Here is a 22,757-nt window from a genome sequence, read left to right on the forward strand (position 1 = left end):
TGCCCCCCAGCTTGCTGTGACTTCAGCAGGCTGACGGAGCAAGTGTCGCTTTCGGGCGGCGAGATAGCGTGAACAGCAATCCGGCTGCGGCGAGAAGGCCGCCAGCGACCGGAATGGTTGCATAGCCATAGCCTGCGCTGATGACGCCGCCGCCAAGCGCGGCTCCCACAGCATTGCCAAGGTTGAACGCACCGATATTGATCGACGATGCCAGCCCTGGCGCTTCCGACGCAGCCTGCATTACGCGAGTCTGAACCGGCGGAACGATGGCAAATGCCGCAGCCCCCCATGCGAGCAGGCCGATCGCCGCGCTGATGTGGCTTCCCAGCAAGAACGGTAACGCCAGACTGATGATAGCAAGCGCTGCGAGAAATATCCGCGTTGCACCATTGAGTGACCAGTCTGCAAGGCGTCCACCGAGCGCATTCCCGATAGTGAAGCCTACGCCTATAAGAATGAGCGCCAGCGTCACGAAACCTTCCGACGCGCCGGCTTGGTCGACAAGCACGGGCGCCACATAGGTGTAGAGCGTGAACATGGCGCCAGCCCCCAAGACAGTCGTTGCCAGCGATATGAGCACGGTTGGGCGCATCAGGACGCCAAGCTCACGACGGATGTCGGGCATCTTGCCCGCTTCGCCACGCGGCAGCGAAAGCCAGAGTGCGCTGATGGCGAGCAGACCCAAGACGGCAGTACCGGCGAACGACATACGCCAGCCGATCTGCTGGCCGATCCAGGTCGCAGCAGGGACACCGCCAATATTGGCAATCGTCAGCCCCATGAACATGGTGGCAACGGCGCTGGCTCGTTTTTCAGGCGGCACGACGCTGGCTGCAACAATTGAGCCGAGCCCAAAGAATGCGCCGTGATTGAGGCTCGTCACCAGACGGGCAGCAAGCAGCGTCCAGTAATCCGGTGCGAGAGCCGAAAGGATGTTGCCAAGCGTGAAAATGCCCATCAGCAGCATTAGGGCCGTGCGTTTGCCGAACCGCCCAAAAGCCAGGGTCATGATCGGCGCGCCGACCATCACGCCAATGGCATAGGCGCTGACCAGAAGGCCGGCTGTCGGGATGGAAACGTCTACGCCGTCGGCAATGACCGGCAGCAGGCCCATGGGCGCAAATTCCGTTGTGCCAATACCAAAGGCGCCGATTGCGAGCGCCAGAAGCGGCCAGTTGAAACCGGTCGCCTGTGTCGCGCTGTCGTGAGACTTTATTTTGCTCATCATTGTCTCCGCTATTTGTCCCAGACGGGAGCCAGACCTTCCGGGCTGACCAGTCGTCCATCGGGTCGGGCAAGTTTTGAAATCGACGTCATGTCTTCAGCACTGAGCTCAAAATCGAATATGTCGAAGTTTTCAGCGACACGCTCGGGCTTGGCTGTCTTGGATAGTGCGATGAAGCCGCATTCGATCAACCAGCGCAAACCGACTTGAGCGGCTGTCTTGCCGTATCTTGCACCGACAGCTTGCAGTACGTCGTCGCGCGGTACTAAACCGTCCGCCATCCCGTAGTAGGCGGTAATGGCAACGCCTGCCGCTTTGGCGGCGTCAGCTAAGGCAGTTTGGTCGAGATAGGGGTGGACCTCTATCTGATTGGTGACGATGGGCGCCGCACTGCGAAGGACAGCCTCGTTCATCTGCGCGATGTTCTGGTTGCTCACGCCGATGAAACGCGTCTTACCGGCTGCCTGCACCGTATTCAACATTTCGATCTGGTCGGCGATAGAGACTCTGTCGGCAGGCCAGTGCAGCAGCAGGAGATCGACTTGATCCATCTTCAGTTTGTCGAGGCTTTCGTCGACGGATGCGCTGAATTTTTCCTGACTGTAGTTGTCGACCCAGACTTTTGTTGTGAGAAACAGGTCTTCGCGTCTTATGCCTGCCCTTTCCAGTGCGCGTCCGAGAGCCGCTTCATTCTGGTATATCTGCGCCGTATCGAAATGGCGGAAGCCGGCTTCCAGTGCCGCTGGGACGATGCTTTCCACTTCTGAGTCCGTCATGCGGAAAACGCCGAAGCCGAGCGCCGGTATAGCTGCACCATGTGCATTCACGATTTGCATATTATCTCCAGTCGATTGGCCTTCTGCGTCTCGCGTCGATTGCGCGGGCTTGGGAGGCTCGTGCTTCGGGCCGTCAATTTTTGATCCTGTGTGACACAGTTTTCGGTGAGGTTTGATCTCGTGATGCAGAAATAGGACAAGCGCGCGGACTTGAAAATCCGCTCAGAATCCACATCATCTGTGAAACAGTTTCATAGATGGAGCGGGCGATGGATAATCGCGTTGGCGAAATGCAGGTCTTTCTGCGGGTGGTGGAAACAGGTAGTTTCTCGGAGGCGGCCCGTCTCCTGCGCATGAATCCTTCGACCATAAGCAAGCTTATATCCCGTATCGAAGCAAGGCTCGGTGTGCGACTTCTGGAACGCTCGTCCCGCCGCCTGTCGCTGACGACCGAGGGGCAGATTTATTATGAGCGAAGTCAGGGGCTGTTGCGCGATTTTGAAGAAGTCGAGCGAGAGGTTTCCCAAGGATCGGCAAGCACGGGCGGCACTGTGCGCGTCAATGCTTCAGTGGCATTGGGTACAATGGCGCTGGAGCCTTTGCTGCCGCAATTTCTGTCAGCCTATCCGCATATCGTGATCGACCTCTCTCTGTCGGATGAGCTGGTCGATCTTTATCTTGATCGCACTGACGTGGCTTTACGCATTGGAACCTTGCCCAATTCCAGCATGATGGCACGCAAGCTTGGCACGGCCCGGCGCAAGATTGTGGCGGCTCCCGCTTATCTGGAGCGCTGCGGCACGCCAAAGACGGTTGACGATCTGGCCGAGCATAATTGCATCGGGTTCAATTTTCGCCGCGCAGCTCCCGTCTGGCCGCTGAGAGAAAGCGGTCGCATCGTGGATCGTGCGGTCAACGGTTCGCTGCTGGCAAACAACGGGGAAACGGTTCGGCGCATGGCGGTTGCGGGGCTGGGGCTTGCCCGGATAGCTGATTTCCACGCACGCAATGATCTCGCATCCGGCGCGCTGGTAGAGGTGTTGGCCGAAGCGATCGAGAACGATACGGAGGAGGTTCACGCCGTATTTCTTGGTGGTGCACGTCTGCCGCAACGTGTCCGCGTTTTCCTTGATTTTGTCGTGCCACATCTACAGGCCTATCTCGCGGCCCAATAGGTCGTTTTGCTCGAATCATCGGCAATTCTCCCGGAAACGTCGGATTTCCGGGGCAAAAAGTTCGCTTCATCCAGAATAATTGCGTTTCCGATAGCCTAACGATTTCAGCTTGTTGCTGATGCATGCCTGCCTGATCACGGTTTGGTGCTCCGCTTTTGTGTTGACTATTAACATTCCGTTAACCACAGTTTGTTGCAATATGTTACAAAGCGTTATCATCAATTGTCAGAACGAGGTGTGGATTGAGCAAAAACCGGCAGACCAAACAGCAATCCTTGCAGGCAAGGGGGAGGTCTGCCGTGGCTGACATGACATCGTTCTGGGGACTGATGCGCGCCTATTGGGTTTCCGATCGATGGAAGGAAGCCTGGGTTCTCACCATCGCAATCTTTCTGATGACGGCTTTCGTGAGCAAGACCACCGTATGGGTGGCCGAGGCTTCAGGCCTGCTCATGAATTCCATCGTTAATGTCAACACTGCGCCAGTCCAGAATCCTCTCATGACGATTGCCGCCAATGCGGGTAGTCTTGTACTCCTGATGCTGGCAAAGGATGTGATGTTGGTTGGCTCACGTCATTTCCTGTCGACCACGCTGCACCGTAAATGGCGGAAATGGTTGAACGACCAGTTCTCCACTGCGCTGCTGAATGGCAAGCATACGCATTTCCATCTGCAGCAGGGTAGGGGCAAGGATCAGCTCGACAATATCGATCAACGCTTGCAGGAATCGATCAAGGGCATGACCGGCGGGGCCATCGGCCTCGTCATGGGCATTGTCGGGGTGTTTCTGTCTGCTTTCTTCATCGGCCAGAAGCTGATCGAAATGTCGACCCACGTGGAAGGGCTGGATTTCCTCGGCGGCTATGGAAGCGCTGTTCTGGCCTTTGCTGCAATCGTGATCTATGTCCCGCTCGGAACGCTGGTCGCGATCAAGATCGGCAAGCGGCTGGAGCGCCTTAACCTTGGCATCCAGAAGGCTGAGGGTTCTTATCGTGGCGAGTGGACGACATTGTTGCGTCGCAGTTTCCAGATTTCAGCATCCGGCGGCGAGGCAGTCCAGCAGTCAGTGAACAACCGCCTCTACAAGGATGTCGATGGCACCTGGAACCGGCTGAACCGTTTCGATGCCGCCTATCTGGCTTTCTCGCAGGCCTACGGCTTTCTCTCCAATCGCATCGTCGCCTACATTCCTGGCCTTCTTCCCTATATGGGCGGCTCCGTCAGTTTCCGAAACTACGTGACGGGCGCAGAGCTTGTCGCGGCAATGATCAATGATTGCTCGTGGTTCATTCAGGTCATGCCGGCGATTGCCAATCTACGCGCCAATGCGGGCCGCGTGACTGGTCTCGCGCAGGCAATCGAAAATGTTCAGGATCCGGCTGAATTCTACAGCCGCTCTGGTATCAACCGCTTTGCTTTCGCAGAGCAGCATCCCCGCTTCGGCCTTTCGGTGCGTAATCTGACCCTCATGCAGGGGCCGGACAGCGAGGCGCCGTTCCTACGCTCTGGTGTGATCAACATCCGTTCTGGCGATTGGGTTTATATGCGCGGCGAATCCGGTTCGGGAAAGACTTCCTTCGTGAAAGCGCTGAACGGCCTGTGGCCCTACGGAACGGGAGATATAATCTATCCGCAGGATGCCACTTCGCTTTATGCGACCCAAGAGGCAAAATTCCCGTCCGTGTCGTTGAAGCAGCTTGTCAGCCTGCCGGTCGATGAGAGCCTGTTCAGTGATCTTGCCGTTGCTGCGGTGCTGCACGAGGCGGGACTGGGCGAGTTCATCGAGCGCATGAATGACACCGATGCCGATGGCGCGCCTTGGGACATGGTTCTTTCCGGCGGCCAGAAGCAGAAGATCGTGCTGGCGCGTGTTCTGCTCCACAAGCCGTCTGTCATCTTTCTCGATGAGGCGACTGGTGCCCTCGATCCGGCTTCCAAGATGCTTTTCCATGAGGCGCTAAAGACGCGCTGCCCGCAAGCCATCGTCATCAGCATCATGCATGAGGACAAGCTGCCACTGCTTGGAAACGGACAAAACGTCTACTCCCATGTGCTCGATATCCGTAACGGCTATGTTTCGCTGCGTCCGGTTCAGTTTGATACAATGCCGGATGCGGCTGTCGAAACTCCACTCATTGCCGCCGAGTAAAGTCTTTCCCATCGGTTGAAACACCGTAAGGTTGCAAAAGTCCAAATCTGGACTATATTCTGATTTGGACGATCGGAGGCGACTATGGTCAGTAGCAACGCGGTACTGAAAACAACGATGGGCAAGGGACCGGATATTCTTGATGCGACCCGGTTTTCTTCTCGTTCGCGTAAGCGGTTAAGCGGTCCGGGATTGCGCGCATTTCTTGCCATTGCCGATCTGTGGGGGCTGGACGAACAGCAGCGGCTTATGGTGTTGGGACTTCCTTCAAGATCAACCTATTACAACTGGGTGAAGGCGGTGCGCGAGCATCGCGATATCACGCTTGATGTGGATGTGCTGATGCGATTGTCCGCCGTGCTCGGCATTCATCAGGCGCTCGGCGTGCTTTACCTTGATGAGAAGACCGGTATTCGCTGGCTGCACACGCCCAATCAGTCTGGTGTCTTCGGCGGTTATCCCCCCATGAGGCTGGTGACAAGTGGCCTGCAGGATGGCTTGCTGACAGTCCGTCGGTTTCTGGATGCGGCGCGCGGTGGCCTTTATATGGAGCCGAACGAACTGGATCGTGAGTTCCGGCCATATCGGGATGAAGATGTGGTATTCTCGTGAAGCGCAGTCCCGCTCCACAGCCAAGTTATCGTTTGATCCCGTCGCGTTTTCCGCCGATTGGTCTTTTTGACACGGTGGCTACCGCGGCCGATCTGGAAGCAGTGATGGAACTGGCAGGCTGGACGAATGATCGCCTTCTAGCTGAACGATTGCAGCGCCTGCCGCAAGAGGAATGGGTGTTCGGCAGGCCCAATTCCAGCGTCGTCATGGCGACTTTTCTGCACGTGGCGCCGGGAGGGATGCGCTTCAATGGTCCAGAGCTTGGCGCGTGGTACGCAGCGGCACGGCTGACCACATCCGTGGTCGAAGTTGCGCATCACATGCGTCGCGAAACGGTTGCGACACAGCGGGATGGCCTCAGCCGTACCTTCCGGGTTTATACCGCAAAACTGGAAGAGACTTTCGTCGATATATGCGGTGAGCAGGTGGCGTTGCCTGCCGTTTATGATCCGACAGATTATGCCGCTTCACAGAAGTTTGGCGAAGAAATGCGCAAGAGCGGCGAGTTCGGAGTTCTGTTCGACAGTTTGCGCCATGAAGGCGGCATTAATGCTGTAGCGTTTCGTCCGAGCCGGATCACTGAGGTGACACAGAGCGATCACTACGAAATTACGGTCGAAAGAGCTTCGTCACGCATAGAGGCCAAAAAGCTCAGTGCGTGAAGAGACAGGCGTTTTGGCATCTCTTGCTTCCCCCGGTTGTGACCAGCCATATCCATCATGGGGGTTCTGAAATTTTTCAAGCCCACGATGGCACAATATGGCTGCGCCGGCAGCTATGGTTGATGAGCGAGTGATACCCTTTAGGTCAGACTGCCCACTCTACATCCGTGGTAAAGGCAATTGTCAGCCACCGGTCCGGTCCTTCGCCGCCGAGAGCCCCCCCGATCTCATCGCGCAACGCATCCCACTCCTCAAGCTTTCGTGGCGGAAGATCGGGCGGAACGATAAAATAGAGTTCGATCTGCTTGCCGCGACCCACTTTGGCGACGTAGGCACGATACGACAGAAAACCATTGCGCTTGACGAACTCTTCAGCAACCGCATCGACATGCTGTTTAAGATCAACGGGCGTAACCAGAAATATGTCCGCCAGTGCCTGCTTGATCGTGCCGATAGGCATTGGAATGATGACAAGACAGACAACTGCCAGAACAGCCGGATCGATGTAAGGCGTCAGCCATCCGAGGTTAGTTCCTTCGATGACATAGCCGGCCGAAAAGGCGATCAGGAGTGCCGCGGTTATTCCACCTGACATGATCCAGGCTTTGGCATCAAGTGCAACGAAATCTGACTTCAAGATTCTGTTGGCACGCATTTCCAGAAATGCCATGCCGAGACAGGCAATCAGAGCGACGACTGCATAGAAAATCGCGTAGCTGAATTCGAGATCGCGCCCGCCATCCATCAAGCTGCCGATCGCATTGATAAGCGCATAAATCGCAACGCCGGTGAGCATCATGCCGTTGAGGCCCAACACCATCGGCTCAAGATGCCAGAAGCCCATTGTGAATCGATCACGCAATTCTCCGCGCGGCTGTTCCGGTAAGGCAGAAAGGGCGATGAGGCGTGAGACAAGGAGGGCAAGCCCACTCATTGCTGCATCAGCAAGCATATAAACGCCATCGAATACTATAGAAAACGAGCCGGACAGCAAGCCAAAAACGACACCGAAACCAGCAACAAGTATAGTAACAGCTATGGAAATTTGAAGAATAGTTTGTTCACTACGCAATTTTTACTCCGATATAAACCGCATGCAACGCGATTTGGTTTCGGATGTGCAATTTTACGTGCCGAACCAATTTCGCGTTGCGCAGAAAATCTACACTAATGGCGTGAAACTGACAAACTTCTTCAAATTTTGGATATTGCTAGGCCCATTCCGGCACTCGGGTCGCCGATTCCCGCAGGATCAGTTCGGCGTGCCATAATTCATGGATGTCAGTGGCCGCCCGGCCATCGAGTATGTCCATCAGGAGGTCGGCGCAACGCTTTCCGGCAGCTCGCATCGACGAGCGGGTTGCTGTCAGGGACGGCACCATATTGTCGGCGCTCAGGAAGGAGATGACATCGTCATGGGCGATGACAGAGATATCTTTGCCTATGGTCAGTCCGAAGGAGCGCGCGGCACGATATATCCCAAGCGCAGTCATCATCGAACCGGCAACAAACGCCGTCGGGCGCGAATCGCGCTCCAGAAGCTTGCGCGCAAGGCGATAACCGATCTCGTCCGTGAAGTCGCCGTGCTCGATAAGTTCCGGATCAAAAGCAATGCCTCTGCTTTCGAGGGCCCTCCGGTAACCTTCGTCGCGGTGAAGCGAGAAGGTGAAGCCGTAGCGACCATTTATCATCGCTATGCAGCGGTGGCCGAGGTCAAGCAGATGGGCAGTCGAACGGTAAACCGCGCCTTCATTGTCAATGTCGAGCCATGCATGGGGAACATCGGTTTCAGAGCGTCCGTGCACAAGGAAAGGCATGCCCAGTTCGTGCAGCATGCGGATGCGCTCGTCATTGGGCTTTGGAGAGGTCACGATGATTGCGTCGACGCGGCGGCTGGTGGCCAGCCGCCGGCAGAGTTGCACTTCGTCGTCTGTGCCGTCGTTGGCAATCGGGCTGACGAGAATGTCGACTTCATCCTGACTGAGCCGTTCGGCCATGCCGCGCATGAATTCGGCGAAGTGAAATTCGCTGTTGCGTCCCATCACGACGCCGATTGCACCGGCGCGGCCGGTAACCAGTCTGACCGCATTGACATTGGGTCGGTAACCGAGGCGCACAGCCTCGTCCATGACCCGCTTTCGCGTGCTTTCCGCCACTTCGGGATAGCCGCTCAACGCCCTGCTGACGGTCGTTGCGGAGAGGCCGAGATGTTTGGCGAATTCACGGAGCTTCATTTGACTTTCAATTATTCAGGCAGGCAAGGCCGCGGATTATAGCCGCTTCCTTGCGATTAACAATTGGTCGGTTTGCTTCTTTGAGCTGCTGCAATACACAGGGTGCACGTTATCCAAATCGATTTCAAGTTTGTTTCATTCTTTATTTTTCCATGATCGAGAAAGCATCTGCCAGAAAGCCTAATCAACACCCTGGAAAATTGATAGAATATTGAATTTGAAAAGTTTTTTGATTGTTGGGTTTCAAATAAGCGAGTGTGCAAAATCTGCTGCTTGACAGAAATGCGGTCCTCTGCAACCTTTCTGCCATCCAAACCGTTTTCGATTTTATCAAACCGCTTACTGAATGGATGGGAGGAGGGAACAATGAAGGCTTTAAAGGGTGTGTTCGCGGCCTGTGTGACATTAGGTCTGGCGACGGTGAGCGCTCATGCCGTGGAGATTTCCATCGCGGCGAACTCAACGGGCAATAACATCAAGTTTCTGCAAGTGCAGATAGCCAAGTTTGAGAAGGATACTGGCAACAAGGTCAATATCGTCTCGATGCCGCCATCAAGCAGCGAGCAGTTCAGCCAGTATCGGCTGTGGCTTGCAGCCGGTAACGCTGATATCGACGTTTACCAGACCGATGTGGTCTGGGCACCGCAATTATCCGATCAATTCGTCGATTTGGCGGAAGCAACCAAGGATGTCACAGGAGCGCATTTCCCGTCTATTATTGCGTCGCAGACTGTGAATGGAAAACTGGTTGCGCTGCCATTCTATACCGATGCTCCAGCACTTTTCTATCGCAAGGATCTCCTCGAAAAGTATAACAAACAGGTTCCCAAGACCTGGGATGAGATGACGGAGACCGCCAAGGAAATCATGGACAAAGAGCGGGCCGAGGGAAAGTCTGATCTCTGGGGCTTTGTGTTTCAGGGTAACGCCTATGAGGGACTAACCTGTAACGCACTCGAATGGGTAAAATCGTCTGGCGGAGGCCAGATCGTGGAAGCTGATGGCACTATTTCCATCAACAACGAAAAGGCAGCGGCAGCGATCGATCGCGCGAAGGGCTGGATCGGTTCGATTTCGCCGCAGGGCGTCTTGGCCTATCAGGAAGAGGAATCGCGCGGCGTATGGCAGACCGGTAATGCCGTTTTCATGCGTAACTGGCCTTATGCTTACGCACTTGGCAACAATGCCGATAGCAGCGTGAAGGGCAAGTTTGACGTTGCTCCATTGCCCGCCGGTGCTGAGGGCGACGCGCCATCCTCGACGCTCGGTGGCTGGAACCTGGCGGTTTCAAAGTATTCCACCAAACAAGACGCGGCCATTGCACTGGTTAAATATCTGGCGTCGCCGGAAGTGCAGAAGGTGCAAGCGGTCGAGATTTCGCGCCTGCCGACGATTGAAGCGCTTTACGATGACAAGGATGTCATTGCGGCGCAACCCTTCATGGCGAACTGGAAGCCTATCTTCCAGAATGCCGTACCGCGTCCATCGGCTGCGACAAAGGTGAAATACAACGAAGTCTCATCGAAATTCTGGACTGCCGTGCACAAGACGCTCTCGGGCAACGGTACTGCGGCGGAGAATCTCGAAATGCTTGAGGTCGAGCTGACAGAGCTGGAAGGCTCCGGCTGGTAAAGCCCCATCAAGCCGCGTCCGGGTTGTTCTCCCAAGCCCCTTAAAGGGCATCCCGGACGCTCCAGTTTCTCTGAGCAGGACCGAGAGTGGGATCACTATGGAGACGTCTCCCGATATGTCGGAGAGCTCGGCTACGACATGCCGTGTTCAATCCGATCTGCGCGCGCAACGTATCCGATCGGCATGGGTGTTTCTCGCACCCACTCTGATCGTGTTGGCGCTGGTGGCTGGCTGGCCACTGTTGCGAACCATCTATTTCAGTTTCACCAATGCATCGCTGACCAGCCTTGGTGCGGCAGAATTCGTCGGTTTCAACAACTACCTGTCTTGGGTCACGCTCAAGAGCGGGCGCACGGTGTATCGCGGTCTCCTCGTTGATCCCGCCTGGTGGGGCGCAGTCTGGAACACAATCAAATTCACTGTTCTGTCGGTCAGCCTTGAAACGATCTTCGGATTAATCGTCGCTCTGGTGCTGAACGCGAATTTCCGTGGTCGTGGGTTCGTACGCGCTGCGATCCTGATCCCTTGGGCAATCCCAACGATCGTTTCGGCCAAGATGTGGGGCTGGATGCTCAATGACCAGTTCGGCATTCTCAATCATATCCTGCTCAATCTTGGCATCATCAGCCAGAAGATTGCCTGGACGGCTAATCCCGACACAGCGATGATCGCTATCCTGATTGTCGATGTCTGGAAGACAACGCCCTTTATGGCGTTGCTTATTCTGGCTGGTCTGCAAATGGTGCCATCCGACATTTACGAAGCGGCGAAGATCGATGGCGTGCATCCGGTCAAGGTTTTCTGGCGGGTGACGCTGCCGTTAATCCGTCCGGCGCTGATGGTGGCGGTCATCTTCCGTATGCTGGATGCGTTGCGCATCTTCGACCTGATCTATGTGCTGACGCCGAATAATGCGCAGACCAAGACGATGTCGGTTTTCGCTCGCGAAAATCTCTTCGATTTCGACAAGTTCGCCTACGGTGCGGCCGCATCCACGATGCTGTTCCTCATCATAGCAGGCATCACCGTGCTCTATATGTTCTTCGGTCGCGTCAATATCGGCAGCAAGGGAGGCGCATGATGCATTATGTGAAATCCCTCGGCTTCTATCTGCTGGTGGCGTTCATCATTCTGATCGCGGTATTCCCCTTCTATTATGCGATCATCACCAGTCTCAAATCCGGGACGGCGCTGTTTCAGGTCGATTACTGGCCAAGCAGTTTCTCGCTTGAAAACTATATCGGTGTTGTCAGGCAGGGCAGCTTCCTTCGCAGTCTGGGTAATTCGCTGCTGGTCGCGAACGTCGTTGTGGCCATCTCGCTTTTGCTGGCGGTGACAGCGGCTTATGCGCTGGCGCGTGTAAATTTTCGTGGCCGTGGACTGTTGCTGCTCACCATTCTTTCGGTGTCCATGTTTCCGCAAATCGCCGTTTTGGCAGGCTTGTTCGAGCTGATCCGCTTCCTCGGCATCTTCAACACGCCGCTGGCGCTGATCTTCTCCTATATGATCTTCACGCTGCCTTTCACGGTCTGGGTCCTCACCACGTTCATGCGTGACCTGCCGGTGGAGATCGAGGAAGCGGCCATCGTAGACGGCGCGTCGCCTTGGGTCATCATCACGCGGGTTTTCATGCCGCTCATGTGGCCGGCGCTGGTGACAACCGGGCTGCTCGCTTTCATCTCTGCATGGAACGAGTTCCTGTTTGCGCTCACCTTCACCTCTTCGGGCAGCCAGCGCACAGTGCCAGTGGCTATCGCGCTTTTGTCTGGCAGCAGTCAGTTTGAAATCCCCTGGGGCAACATCATGGCGGCTTCCGTCATCGTGACGGTTCCTCTGGTCATCCTCGTGCTCATCTTCCAGCGGCGGATCGTGTCCGGTCTGACGGCAGGCGGCGTAAAGGGTTAGGTACAACAATGGCAGAACTTCAATTGCGTGATGTGCGCAAGTCTTTCGGTAACTTTGAGGTCATCAGGGGCGTGGATATGGATATCCGACCTGGGGAGTTCATGGTTTTTGTTGGCCCTTCCGGTTGCGGAAAGTCCACGCTGCTACGCCTTATTGCGGGTTTGGAGGAAATATCGTCAGGCAGCCTTTCCATTAATGGAAAGGTGGTCAACAGCTTCGCACCATCAAAGCGCGGCATTGCCATGGTGTTTCAGTCCTATGCGCTTTATCCGCACATGACAGTTTATGAGAACATGGCATTCGGCATGCAGCTTGCGGGCAAGAGCAAGGATGAATGCAAAGGCCGCATTCGCCAGGCAGCGGAAATGCTGCAGTTGACGCCTTATCTGGAACGTCTGCCGCGCCAGCTTTCCGGTGGGCAGCGGCAGCGCGTCGCGATTGGCCGCGCCATCGTGCGCGATCCGAAAGTGTTCCTTTTCGACGAACCCTTGTCCAACCTCGATGCGGCACTACGTGTGGCTACAAGGCTTGAGATCGCCAAGCTTCACCAGAGCATGGAAGACACCACCATGATCTATGTGACGCACGATCAGGTGGAGGCAATGACGCTGGCCGATCGCATCTGCGTTCTGCGCGATGGACGAGTGGAGCAGATCGGAACGCCGCTTGAGCTTTACGAAAAGCCAAACTCGCTTTTCGTCGCCGGGTTCATAGGATCACCGAAGATGAATTTCCTGACCGGCAGATATAGTGAGCCTTTTAAAGCGCATACGGTGGGTCTGCGTCCCGAACATCTCGCCATCGTGCCCGAAAGAGGCCACTGGAATGGTCAGGTGATCCACACCGAAATCCTCGGTTCCGATACCTATGTGTATGTCGATCTCGGCTTGGACGAGCCGCTGGTGGTCCGCGAAAGCGGCGTGGCAGCGCGCAGGTCAGGCGAGACAATCTCGGTTTCCCCGATGGGGGATAATGTTCATCGCTTCGATGAAAAAGGCCGCGCCGTATAAAGCCGACCTCCCAAGCTCAATGACACGTGAGACAAATGGGCCGTGATGCCCGTAGCAAGGAGAATACCCGTGCCTATTCGTACCATCGTCTGGGGTGAAAACATTCACGAGCAGATTAATGAAACGGTGCGTGCCATCTACCCGGATGGAATGCACAACACTATCGCCAGGGCACTCAACGAAGATAGCGCCATCGAAGCGACGACCGCGACCTTGCAGGAGCCAGAGCATGGCCTGACCGACGACCGTCTCGCCAAGACCGATGTCCTCCTCTGGTGGGGCCATAAAGACCATGGAGCCGTCAGTGACGAGGTTGTGGAACGCGTGGCCAAGCGCGTTTTCGAAGGCATGGGGTTGATCGTCCTCCATTCCGGGCATTTCTCTAAAATCTTCAAGCGTTTGATGGGAACGCCCTGCGCACTCAAATGGCGTGAGGCGGGTGAACGCGAGCGGCTCTGGGTGATCAATCGCGGTCATCCGATCACGCAGGGACTGGACGAGAATTTCGTGCTTGAGAACGAGGAAATGTACGGTGAACAGTTTTCCGTGCCTGAACCGCTTGAAACGGTTTTCATCTCGTGGTTCGCGGGCGGTGAAGTTTTTCGTTCGGGTATGACCTGGCGTCGCGGCGCGGGCAATGTGTTCTATTTCCGGCCTGGCCACGAGACCTATCCGACCTATTATGATGCGAATGTGCAAACGGTTCTGCGGAACTCGGTCAAATGGGCCTACAATCCGCAACCGGCATGGACGGGCATCCATACCGCGCCAAATGTTCCGGTCGGTAAAGCACTGGAGCCGATTGTCGAGCGCGGACCCAAACTGCATAAAGCCGGCGAAGCCGGTTATCGTTGAGGTGCATGATGCGTCTTCTTATTCTGGGAACAGGTGGTATGGCGAAGAACCATGCCGAAGCTTTCAAGGCCATCGAAGGCGTGGAGGTGGTAGCAGCATGTGACGTTTCGGCAGAGCGTGTCGATGCATTCTCTGAAAACCACGACATTCACAACCGCTTTACGCGGCTTGAGGATGCGCTGGAATGGGACCGTTTCAATGCGGTTGCAAACGTTACACCCGATGCGATCCACCATCCGACCACTCTTGCGCTGGTCGGTGCTGGCAAGCATGTTTTCTGCGAGAAGCCGCTTGCCGAAAGCTATGAAAAAGCTGCGGAAATGGCGGATGCTGCTGAGCAGGCCGGCATCATCAATATGGTCAATTTGACCTATCGCAACGTCGCGCCGCTGCAAAAGGCGCGCGAGATGGTGATGGCGGGAGAGATCGGCCAGGTGCGCCACTTCGAGGCATCCTATCTGCAAAGCTGGTTGGTCTCCAAAACGTGGGGTGACTGGAAAACCGAAAGCAAATGGCTCTGGCGGCTTTCGACCCGGCACGGTTCCAACGGTGTTTTGGGCGATGTCGGCATTCATATTCTCGACTTTTCCAGTTACGCCATCGGCAGCGATGTCGAACGGGCTTCGGCGCGACTCAAGACTTTTGAGAAGGCCGAGAACAACCATATTGGCGAGTATGTGCTTGATGCGAATGATAGCTTCGTCATGATGGCGGAATATGCCAATGGTGCACTGGGTGTCATTCATGCCAGCCGCTGGGCGACGGGTCACTTGAACGAGCTGCGGCTGCGTATCCATGGAGATAAGGGCGCGCTCGAAATACTCCACACACCCACCGGCTCAAGCCTGCGTGGTTCCATTGGCGAAGACATTGAAGCTCCGGTCTGGCGGGATATCGATGCAGGAACGGTGGAGACGAACTACCAACGTTTTGCGCGCGCTGTGGCCGATGGGGCGGAACTGGAACCGAGTTTCCGTCATGCCGCCAATCTGCAACGGGTGCTTGATCACGCTATGATTGTGGACAGGCCATTGCCGGAGGTAGTGGGCGGATAGAAAAGCCAGAAGCCCTCCCGGTCAAACCGGGAGGGCTATCGATTAGTTGTCCTTGGTAAAGGTGCTATCCACCTCGCCACGGAAGAAGTCGCGGCCATATATCAGAAGGCACAGGACGACACCGGTGGCAAAAGCCCACGCCGCACCACGCGTGGCAAGAACTGCGCCGACCACACCGGCAATGCCGAGATCACGTTGGGAACGTGCTTCCAGAATGCCGACGCGGACCGAAACATATCCTTGAATGAGCAAGGTAAGAGCGAGTGCGACACCGAGGATCGGCTGCACCAGCGTGACAATAGGCATCAGGAGCAAGCCGGTATTGGTGCCCCAGCGAAATGAGCCAGCACCACCAAAGATCGAATGCATAGCCTTCTTTCCTTGCGAGAAACGCTCGGTGATGACGACGTGCATGGCTGACCAGAGGGGGCCGCACATACACACATCAGGCCCCAGAACGCTCATCGCAGCGTTACGTCCGCCAAAAATGAGATGAGCCCGGTCTGGGTTGTAATCCACCTTTTCGTCGGGACGCGCTTCATCGGCTTCCTTCAGAATGGCGCGGCTTTGCAGGACATCGCCGAAGACGACGATATAGGCTGCAAGCATGGTCGGGATTGCGCTGAGGAACATAGAAAGCGGAGGCAAACCGAGGCCGAAAACCGTGTACTCGCGCCAAAGCGTGGTGAAATCTGGACTTGTAATCGCCCATTCAAGCTTTGGCCACGGTGCTTCACCGAAGAGGGGCGCGATAACGACAGCGAGAAGAATAATCGGAAACACTCCGAGCTTCCCGACGATGGCAAGCGCCGGATTGCTGTTTTTGATGCGTGCAAAATGGCGGGAGAAAATAACATAGAAGCCAAGGCCGACCGCAACGGTGATCGTGAACGGGAATGTATCAAAACGTCCGCCGAGCTTGAAGACTGATATCACGGCGGCAAATCCCGCGCCGACAATAATGCCTGCCTTTATGGCGGCAGGAATGAGCTGCACCACGCGATGCGCCATGCCCGTGGCACCGATAAGTATCGAGAATATACCGAGCATCATCTGAAACGCGACCAGAGCGTGAACGCGTTCGGGGCCTTCAGGAAATGTGGCGCAATAGGCCATCAAAAGTGGAATGGCGGGCGTGATCCAGCCCGGGACGACAGGGTCGCCGAGCAGATGATGCGCAAGATAAAACAGGCCGTTCAGCACGACTACCGCAAGGGCAACCTCAAAAGGCATTCCAAGAAGTTCAGTCATAAGCGGGATGGCGGACAGATCCACTGCGCACATCAGCAGGCCCTGGAAATAATCAGGCCATTCGAATTTGTAGTGAACAAAAGGCAGGCGAATTTTGAAAGGTCCAGCAGGCCAGTATGGCTGCTCCTGACCGTCGATACGTTCAGTGCTCAATTTATTCTCCAAAGACGCAGAGACGGGCTACGGAGAAGCGGCTTGCAACTCGCTTCTCCGGTGTCCGGGCTGTTACGTCATTCTGTTTGATTAGAAAGCTTCGCGATAAAGCGCCAGCGCGTCGGCCTCGGTCACATCGACCGGGTTGTTGCCCAGCAGCCGTGTTTGAAGCATCGCGTCGCGCGCGAGCATTTCCAGACTTTCTTCCGTGACGCCGACATCCCGCAGGCGGCGCGGTGCCCCCGACTTGTTCATCAGCTCTTCCATATAGGTGACGAAGGCTGCCGAGCGCTCTTCCGTCGAGCCTTCGGATTTCTCCAGCAGCAGGTCGGCAAGCTCTGCGTAAAGTGGGGCCGCGCCGGCCATATTATAACGAAGGACGGGACCCAGCATCAGGGCATTGGAAAGGCCATGCGGGACATGATAATGGCCGCCAAGCGGATAAGCCAATGCGTGAACAGCGCCGACTGGTGAGTTTGAGAAAGCCTGACCGGCATAGTTGGCGCCAAGCAGCATGGCCTCTCGGGCATGACGGTCGTTGCCATTTTCACAAGCTGCGATCAAATTGGCCGAAAGAAGCTTCAACGCTTCGCGGGCAAATGCATCCGACAGCGGGTTCTTCTTGATCCGGCTCGTATAGGCTTCAATCGCGTGCACCATCGCGTCGATGCCGGTTGCAGCGGTATGAAGGGCGGGCAGGCCACAGGTCAGCTCTGCATCGAGGATAACGAAGTCGGCGTAGAGTTGGCGGGCAACGACACCCATTTTCGTGGTTTCACCAGTCGTCAGAATGGTGATGTTCGTGACTTCCGACCCCGTCCCAGCCGTGGTGGGAATCTGGATCAGGGGAAGGCGGCTACCCTGCACCTTGCCGATACCATAAAGCTCTGAAAGTTTTTGTTCGGAGACAAGTAGTACGGCTGCGAGTTTGGCGATATCCATGGAGGAACCGCCACCCAGACCGAGCACGAGGTTGCAACCAGCGGCCTTTGCTTGTTCGACGCAGGCGAACAGCACGGATTCCGGCGGGTCAGCCACCACGTCATCGAAAACACTGATGCCGAAGCCTGCTTTTTCCAGCGAGGCCAGTGCATGGTTGAGGACGCCAGCCTTGTGGAGGCCCTTATCCGTCACGATCAGAATTTTGCGTTCGGAAAACCGTTCGCCGAGAATTTCGCCAAGGCGCTTTGCAGCGCTCCATTCGACGAGCATCGAGCTGACAGTGTCGAACGAAAATGGCTTGATCTCTGTTGTCATCATTCCACCCTTTTCACTTTCGCCAGCGCCGAGGTCTCTCATTTCCTCACCGGCACACAACGCTGGACTGTCCCGGAAGCGCTTCCGTCCTTGGAAGGAAGCGTCCGGTAATTCTCCGATGCAGCCGATGCATCGGCAGTTCTGAAAGAAAAGCCTTGGGAGAAACTTTCCATTTGTTCAGTATATTGAACAATGTTCAAAACTGAATGATCGATACAGGATTGAAAGCAGTGCTGTCAATTTCGTCCTTCGGCTAAGACGCTGAAATTATCTCTTAAAAGCGTCTTATCGGGGTGGACCAGAACATAAGTGGTTGAAAATGTTTACCAGTTCTTCGACTGGGCCACACAACTTTGTGAATGTTTTATTTAAAGCAGCTTTCTGGATGCCACCCGCGGCTGCCGCGCATTTCGTAAGCACGCTTGGAGATTAGCCGGACGTCCGATGGGCGGAAAGTTCTGACAATGGGAAACTATGACAATATCGACGTTGCTTCAGTGAGGCAGCTAGGTTGCATCGCAGTGGACGTTCCCGTGAACTGCGTCCAAAAAAGTGACGAAGCGAATGCGATTTGCTCTTGACCTCAACTAAGGTTGAGGAACTACAGAGGCATGGCCGATCATCAGGAGTATCGTCCATGCGCTTGTCACTTCATAGTGCGTCCCTTGCTTTTCTCGCTACCTGCTTTGTCCCGACAGCCACCTTAAGCAGTGATGTCGGGGCGGGAGAAAAACTCTTCAAACGATGCTCCGTTTGCCACACGGCAGATGCGGACGAGAGTAAACGCGGTCCATCCTTGAAAGGCGTGGTGGGCCGCAAGGCGGCCTCCTATCCGGGCTACCCTTATTCGGATGCGATGCGCAAGGCGGCCGACCAAGGACTGGTCTGGAATGAGGATGAGCTGAAGAGCTTTCTCAAGAAACCGCAGGCCACAGTGAAAGGCACCTGGATGGCTTTTGCCGGACTGACCAAGGAAAAAGACCTCGAAAACATGATCGCTTATTTGAAACAGCATTCCGAATAGCTGTTTCAAGCCAACGTGGCCGAGCGGACATCCCGTCGCAAGGCCATAGCCGGTCGGAAACGCTGCGGGGCGTTTCCGACCGGCGCTACATAACTATTCAGTCCGAAGGGTTGGCAAGATGATGAACAGAAATCTGCTGCATATTGACCGTGACGCAATTGGCGCTGTTTCGAAACGAGAGTTCGCGGATGCGATGTCCCGAATGGCTGCCACCGTTTCCGTGGTAACGGCACGCGACGCCGGTGAAGCCTATGGTCGTACCGTTACGGCGTTGCTGTCGCTTTCGGCGGAACCGCCGATGGTTCTGGTGTCGGTAAAAAGCGATAGCGCGCTGGCTACTGCGATCATGACCGATGGTGGCTTCTCGCTCGCCATGCTTGCCGAAGGCCAGGAAATGGTCGGGGATGCCTTTGCAGGCAAGATGCAGCACGCGCAACGCTTTCTGCTCGGCGTGTGGGGCGAGTGGCCGTCGGGCAGGCCGCGTCTCTTCGGCGCTGCGGCTGCTATCGATTGCGAATTGGCTGGCAGCGTTCCAATGGCGGATCATACGCTCTTTGCTGGGCTGGTTACGAACACCGAGTTGCCTTTGCATTCGCGCCCATTGTTGTGGGCGCGCCGCAGCTATCGCGCGCTGCGACACGACATGGATTTATGAGACGTGTTGCTTCGCCGTGGCCGCTTGTTTTAACGCGCATCGGCACAAAAACCGTTTCACGCTTTTCGGCATGCGTTTTAAGGCCTACACATTCGGGATGATTGAGTTTGACGATATGGAGCCATCAGGTCTCAAGAGGAGTCTCACGGTCGGGGATGTTTCCCGACGCGCAGGGGTGCCTGTTTCGACAGTTCATTTCTATGAAACCAAGGGCCTGATTGAAGGTTGGCGTACGGAAGGCAACCAGCGCCGTTATCATCGTGCAGTGCTGCGTCGTATCGCCATCATCAAGATAGCACAACGCGCGGGCATCCCTCTGGCGATCATCCGCGAAGCGCTGGCGGACCTTCCGCACGACCATGTTCCAACTGCTGACGATTGGAGACGTTTTTCAGAAGCGTGGAAAGATATGCTTCAGGAACGTATTGACAGTCTGATACAGCTTCGCGACCAGATAACGAGTTGCATCGGTTGCGGTTGCCTTTCGCTTTCAGAATGTCCGTTACGAAATCCCGACGATATCCTTGGACAACAGGGCGCTGGTCCCAGAAGGCTGATGGTCAAGGCCGGCAATATCAACTGACTTAGCATCTCTGAACCAGGGCCTCCAGACCGCCATTGCGCTCGCACGCATTGGCGGTTTTCCTTTGTCTCGGGTCGCTTTTCGCCCCCGTCAAAAGCCCTTGTTCTTGAGGGAAATTGCCTATTGACCTCAATTAAGCTTGAGGTTCTATAAACCCGTCGGCAACAATTCAGTTCACGGAGGCCGACAGTGCAAAGTTCGATCGAAGAAACAACGCCAGCGGGAAGTGCGGGGCATGTGGTCGCTGGTTGGGGAGAGCTTCTAAGTGGCAGAAATGGCCTCTATGCCTTGGCTTTGGCTGGTGGGGTCACTCTCCATGCCGTCAATATGTATATCGCGACCACGGTCATGCCGAATGTGGTGCGGGACATTGGCGGCATGGATTTCTACGCCTGGGCCACGACGTTGTTCGTAGTCGCCTCCATCTTGGGGGCCGCGCTTACCGCGCGGCTTCTCAAAAGCGCAGGGCCCCGCGGTGCTTACGTGGTCGCTACCTTGTTGTTCGCAGCCGGTACGCTGGTTTCATCTCTTGCTATCAATATGCCGGTCATGCTGGCCGGCCGAAGCGTGCAGGGCCTCGGCGGCGGGTTCCTCTATGCGCTCGCCTACGGTCTCACCCGTGTGGTGTTGCCCGAACGCCTTTGGGGTCGTGCAATAGGCCTCATTTCGGCAATGTTCGGAGTGGCAACGCTGATCGGGCCAGCAATAGGCGGCATGTTTGCCGAATATGGCGCATGGCGCGCAGCCTTCTGGTCCCTACTGCCTGTTGCGGGTCTTTTTGCTCTGGTCGCATTTGCAACACTGCCGCGTTCAAGCTGGGATAAGAATGAACGCGTTTCCATACCGGTTCTTCAGCTCATTTTGCTGACAGGCGCGGTTCTTGCGGTCTCGGCGGGCAGCCTGTCTAAGGAGACACTATGGAATGTCGTAGGTCTGGCTGCTGCAATATTCATGATCGCCATCATCACCGTGGTAGATCGGGACGCCAAGGCACGTCTCCTGCCGCGTCGCTCCTTCAGCCTTTCGACGCCGCTTGGGGTGCTTTACCTTATAATCGCGCTGTTGATGCTGAGCATGCAGCCCGAAATCTACGTCCCTTATTTGTTGCAGCATCTTCATGGCCAATCTCCGCTGTGGGCGGGTTATCTGGCCGCACTGATGGCTATAGGCTGGACTGTCGCTTCTTTCCTCAGTTCTAAATGGCAGGAGAAAGGCGGGGATAAGCTTGTCTTGGCGGGGCCTGTTCTCGCGCTTGCCGGTCTCGTCCTGCTTGCCGTGTTTCTTCCGATCCACGGCAACGGTAACTGGTCGTTGCTTGCGCCGGTTTGCCTTGGGCTCATCCTGATCGGGTTTGGTATCGGCCTTGCTTGGCCAAGTCTCGTCACGCGTGTCTACCAAAGTGCCCCTTCAACCGAGCAGGATCTGGCGGCGGGCGGAATGACAACTGTACAACTCTTCGCTATCGCTTTCGGAACAGCCTGCGCTGGCATGGTGGCCAACTTTGCTGGCATAGCCGACCCGGGCGGCGTGGAAGGCGCAGCAAGTGCTTCGCTCTGGCTTTCAGTAATTTTCGCGCTTGCGCCCGCAATCGCGGTAGCTGTGGCATTCAAAGTTAACCGTATCACCAGCGGAGAACATTGATTGATGCCACGTCCTATCGCAGACATTCTCGATTCCCCTGCCAGTCTCTTGCTTGCGCGGATCGTGCTCACCTTCGTTTTCTGGTCCAGCGGCCTGGCCAAGCTTTTCGATTTCGGCAGCAATGCTGCGGAAATGGAAAGCTTCGGCCTTTATCCGGGCTGGCTGTTCAACAGTGTAACCCTGCTTTTGCAACTCGGCGGATCGCTGATGATTATCTTCAATCGCGGAACCTGGCTGGCTTGTGGCGCTCTTGCTGTCTTCACGATCCTCACCATTCCGGTCGCTCATCCCTTTTGGGCGAAAGAAGGAGAAGAAGCTTTCCGAGATATGACGGCGGCACTGGAGCACATATCACTGATCGGCGGTCTGGTGATCGCCTCTATTCTCTCGCGCAAGGTCTGAACCACCAGACGCACAGATTGCCCTACCAGTACCCTGCCCATCATCTGATCGATAGGCAGGGAGAGCCTCGCATGGATGTGACGATCATAACGGGCGCATCGGACGGGATAGGTGCGGAAACTGCACGGCAGATTGCCCCGCGCGGCCGCGCCAATGCTGCTCTCGTGCTTGTTCCGCGCAATGTTGAAAAGATGGAAAATCTGGCTGGTGAGTTGCGGCAACCGATGTAAAAGTTCGTGCAGCCTACATCGATCTGATTGATAAAACTGTTTCTGTTTTCGGTCGCATCGACACGTTGATCGTGAATGCTGGCACGTCGATTCATGCCAGTTTTGCTGAAATAAAGCCGGATGATCTCAATTGGATTCGTGAATTGATGGAGTTAAATTACTGGGGCAGCGTTTGGCCTATCCATGCAGTGGTCCCTGTTATCCCCAAGGCTACCAGAATCGCGTACTGGTTTGCGCTTTGCTGACATCTATCCATTGACGAGGTTTTAA

23 protein-coding genes are annotated in these 22,757 nt (G+C 55.7%); 17 read left to right on the forward strand and 6 right to left on the reverse strand.

All coding sequences use genetic code 11. The features are described from left to right. Nucleotides 1-22: 22 nt before the first annotated feature. Both FJQ48_RS11550 and FJQ48_RS11555 read right to left on the reverse strand, forming a co-directional pair. Complete coding sequence (locus FJQ48_RS11550; protein WP_139975306.1) at nucleotides 23-1,225, reverse strand: MFS transporter; 1,203 nt, start codon at nucleotides 1,223-1,225, stop codon at nucleotides 23-25. Between the two features lie 11 nt (nucleotides 1,226-1,236). After that, nucleotides 1,237-2,061 (reverse strand): aldo/keto reductase, encoded by an 825-nt coding sequence (locus FJQ48_RS11555; protein ID WP_139975265.1) that lies wholly within the window; start codon nucleotides 2,059-2,061, stop codon nucleotides 1,237-1,239. Nucleotides 2,062-2,270: 209 nt separating this feature from the next. On the opposite strand from FJQ48_RS11555, the gene FJQ48_RS11560 reads away from it, so the two are divergent. From FJQ48_RS11560 to FJQ48_RS11575, 4 genes are all read left to right on the forward strand, one after another. After that, nucleotides 2,271-3,176, forward strand: a complete 906-nt coding sequence (locus FJQ48_RS11560) for a LysR family transcriptional regulator (RefSeq protein WP_139975266.1) — start codon at nucleotides 2,271-2,273, stop codon at nucleotides 3,174-3,176. Nucleotides 3,177-3,475: 299 nt separating this feature from the next. Further along, entirely contained in the window at nucleotides 3,476-5,326 is a 1,851-nt protein-coding gene (locus FJQ48_RS11565) for an ABC transporter ATP-binding protein/permease (protein ID WP_180350189.1), read from the forward strand. A gap of 84 nt (nucleotides 5,327-5,410) precedes the next feature. Further along, entirely contained in the window at nucleotides 5,411-5,938 is a 528-nt protein-coding gene (locus tag FJQ48_RS11570) for an MbcA/ParS/Xre antitoxin family protein (protein ID WP_139975268.1), read from the forward strand. Next, entirely contained in the window at nucleotides 5,935-6,600 is a 666-nt protein-coding gene (locus FJQ48_RS11575) for an RES family NAD+ phosphorylase (RefSeq protein ID WP_139975269.1), read from the forward strand. The genes FJQ48_RS11570 and FJQ48_RS11575 overlap by 4 nt, the downstream gene beginning before the upstream one ends. Before the next feature lie 145 nt (nucleotides 6,601-6,745). On the opposite strand, the gene FJQ48_RS11580 is transcribed toward FJQ48_RS11575, so the two are convergent. Next, nucleotides 6,746-7,672 carry a cation transporter gene (locus FJQ48_RS11580; RefSeq protein WP_139975270.1) on the reverse strand — a complete coding sequence of 309 codons (927 nt, stop codon included), beginning with the start codon at nucleotides 7,670-7,672 and terminating at the stop codon, nucleotides 6,746-6,748. 139 nt (nucleotides 7,673-7,811) lie between these two features. Continuing rightward, a complete protein-coding gene (locus FJQ48_RS11585; protein WP_139975271.1) occupies nucleotides 7,812-8,834 on the reverse strand; it encodes a substrate-binding domain-containing protein in 1,023 nt (340 codons plus the stop codon). Nucleotides 8,835-9,200: 366 nt separating this feature from the next. On the opposite strand from FJQ48_RS11585, the gene FJQ48_RS11590 reads away from it, so the two are divergent. The 6 genes from FJQ48_RS11590 (at nucleotide 9,201) to FJQ48_RS11615 (ending at nucleotide 15,291) form a co-directional block, all read left to right on the forward strand. Beyond that, complete coding sequence (locus FJQ48_RS11590; protein ID WP_139975272.1) at nucleotides 9,201-10,466, forward strand: ABC transporter substrate-binding protein; 1,266 nt, start codon at nucleotides 9,201-9,203, stop codon at nucleotides 10,464-10,466. A gap of 115 nt (nucleotides 10,467-10,581) precedes the next feature. Further along, on the forward strand, nucleotides 10,582-11,547 hold the full coding sequence (locus FJQ48_RS11595; protein ID WP_180350190.1) for a sugar ABC transporter permease: 966 nt from the start codon (nucleotides 10,582-10,584) through the stop codon (nucleotides 11,545-11,547). Next, a complete protein-coding gene (locus FJQ48_RS11600) occupies nucleotides 11,544-12,371 on the forward strand; it encodes a carbohydrate ABC transporter permease (RefSeq protein ID WP_139975274.1) in 828 nt (275 codons plus the stop codon). The genes FJQ48_RS11595 and FJQ48_RS11600 overlap by 4 nt, the downstream gene beginning before the upstream one ends. An 8-nt stretch (nucleotides 12,372-12,379) precedes the next feature. Continuing rightward, the gene (locus FJQ48_RS11605) at nucleotides 12,380-13,381 is read left to right on the forward strand and encodes an ABC transporter ATP-binding protein (protein WP_139975275.1); all 1,002 of its coding nucleotides are present in this window, start codon (nucleotides 12,380-12,382) and stop codon (nucleotides 13,379-13,381) included. Between the two features lie 69 nt (nucleotides 13,382-13,450). Next, complete coding sequence (locus tag FJQ48_RS11610; RefSeq protein WP_180350191.1) at nucleotides 13,451-14,236, forward strand: ThuA domain-containing protein; 786 nt, start codon at nucleotides 13,451-13,453, stop codon at nucleotides 14,234-14,236. Between the two features lie 8 nt (nucleotides 14,237-14,244). Beyond that, the gene (locus FJQ48_RS11615; RefSeq protein ID WP_139975307.1) at nucleotides 14,245-15,291 is read left to right on the forward strand and encodes a Gfo/Idh/MocA family oxidoreductase; all 1,047 of its coding nucleotides are present in this window, start codon (nucleotides 14,245-14,247) and stop codon (nucleotides 15,289-15,291) included. Between the two features lie 42 nt (nucleotides 15,292-15,333). Here FJQ48_RS11615 and FJQ48_RS11620 read toward each other — a convergent pair whose 3' ends face one another. Beyond that, nucleotides 15,334-16,695, reverse strand: coding sequence for a hypothetical protein (locus FJQ48_RS11620; RefSeq protein ID WP_139975277.1), 1,362 nt, complete (start codon nucleotides 16,693-16,695; stop codon nucleotides 15,334-15,336). Nucleotides 16,696-16,785: 90 nt separating this feature from the next. Further along, nucleotides 16,786-17,955 carry an iron-containing alcohol dehydrogenase gene (locus tag FJQ48_RS11625; RefSeq protein WP_139975308.1) on the reverse strand — a complete coding sequence of 390 codons (1,170 nt, stop codon included), beginning with the start codon at nucleotides 17,953-17,955 and terminating at the stop codon, nucleotides 16,786-16,788. Between the two features lie 634 nt (nucleotides 17,956-18,589). Here FJQ48_RS11625 and FJQ48_RS11630 point away from each other — a divergent pair. From FJQ48_RS11630 to FJQ48_RS22715, 7 genes are all read left to right on the forward strand, one after another. After that, the gene (locus FJQ48_RS11630; protein WP_139975278.1) at nucleotides 18,590-18,976 is read left to right on the forward strand and encodes a cytochrome c family protein; all 387 of its coding nucleotides are present in this window, start codon (nucleotides 18,590-18,592) and stop codon (nucleotides 18,974-18,976) included. 118 nt (nucleotides 18,977-19,094) lie between these two features. Beyond that, nucleotides 19,095-19,631 (forward strand): flavin reductase family protein, encoded by a 537-nt coding sequence (locus FJQ48_RS11635; protein ID WP_139975279.1) that lies wholly within the window; start codon nucleotides 19,095-19,097, stop codon nucleotides 19,629-19,631. A 115-nt stretch (nucleotides 19,632-19,746) separates the two neighbouring features. Next, the gene (gene soxR / locus FJQ48_RS11640; protein ID WP_180350194.1) at nucleotides 19,747-20,214 is read left to right on the forward strand and encodes a redox-sensitive transcriptional activator SoxR; all 468 of its coding nucleotides are present in this window, start codon (nucleotides 19,747-19,749) and stop codon (nucleotides 20,212-20,214) included. A gap of 189 nt (nucleotides 20,215-20,403) precedes the next feature. After that, complete coding sequence (locus tag FJQ48_RS11645) at nucleotides 20,404-21,855, forward strand: MFS transporter (protein ID WP_139975280.1); 1,452 nt, start codon at nucleotides 20,404-20,406, stop codon at nucleotides 21,853-21,855. A gap of 3 nt (nucleotides 21,856-21,858) precedes the next feature. Then, nucleotides 21,859-22,257, forward strand: coding sequence for a DoxX family protein (locus FJQ48_RS11650; protein WP_139975281.1), 399 nt, complete (start codon nucleotides 21,859-21,861; stop codon nucleotides 22,255-22,257). Between the two features lie 71 nt (nucleotides 22,258-22,328). Beyond that, nucleotides 22,329-22,487 carry an SDR family NAD(P)-dependent oxidoreductase gene (locus FJQ48_RS22710; protein WP_247870359.1) on the forward strand — a complete coding sequence of 53 codons (159 nt, stop codon included), beginning with the start codon at nucleotides 22,329-22,331 and terminating at the stop codon, nucleotides 22,485-22,487. A gap of 26 nt (nucleotides 22,488-22,513) precedes the next feature. After that, nucleotides 22,514-22,732: an SDR family NAD(P)-dependent oxidoreductase gene (locus tag FJQ48_RS22715; RefSeq protein ID WP_247870361.1), complete on the forward strand. Its 219-nt coding sequence runs from the start codon at nucleotides 22,514-22,516 to the stop codon at nucleotides 22,730-22,732. Nucleotides 22,733-22,757: the final 25 nt, after the last annotated feature.

This window comes from Ochrobactrum sp. CGA5, assembly GCF_006345815.1.
Taxonomy (GTDB): Bacteria; Pseudomonadota; Alphaproteobacteria; order Rhizobiales; family Rhizobiaceae; genus Brucella.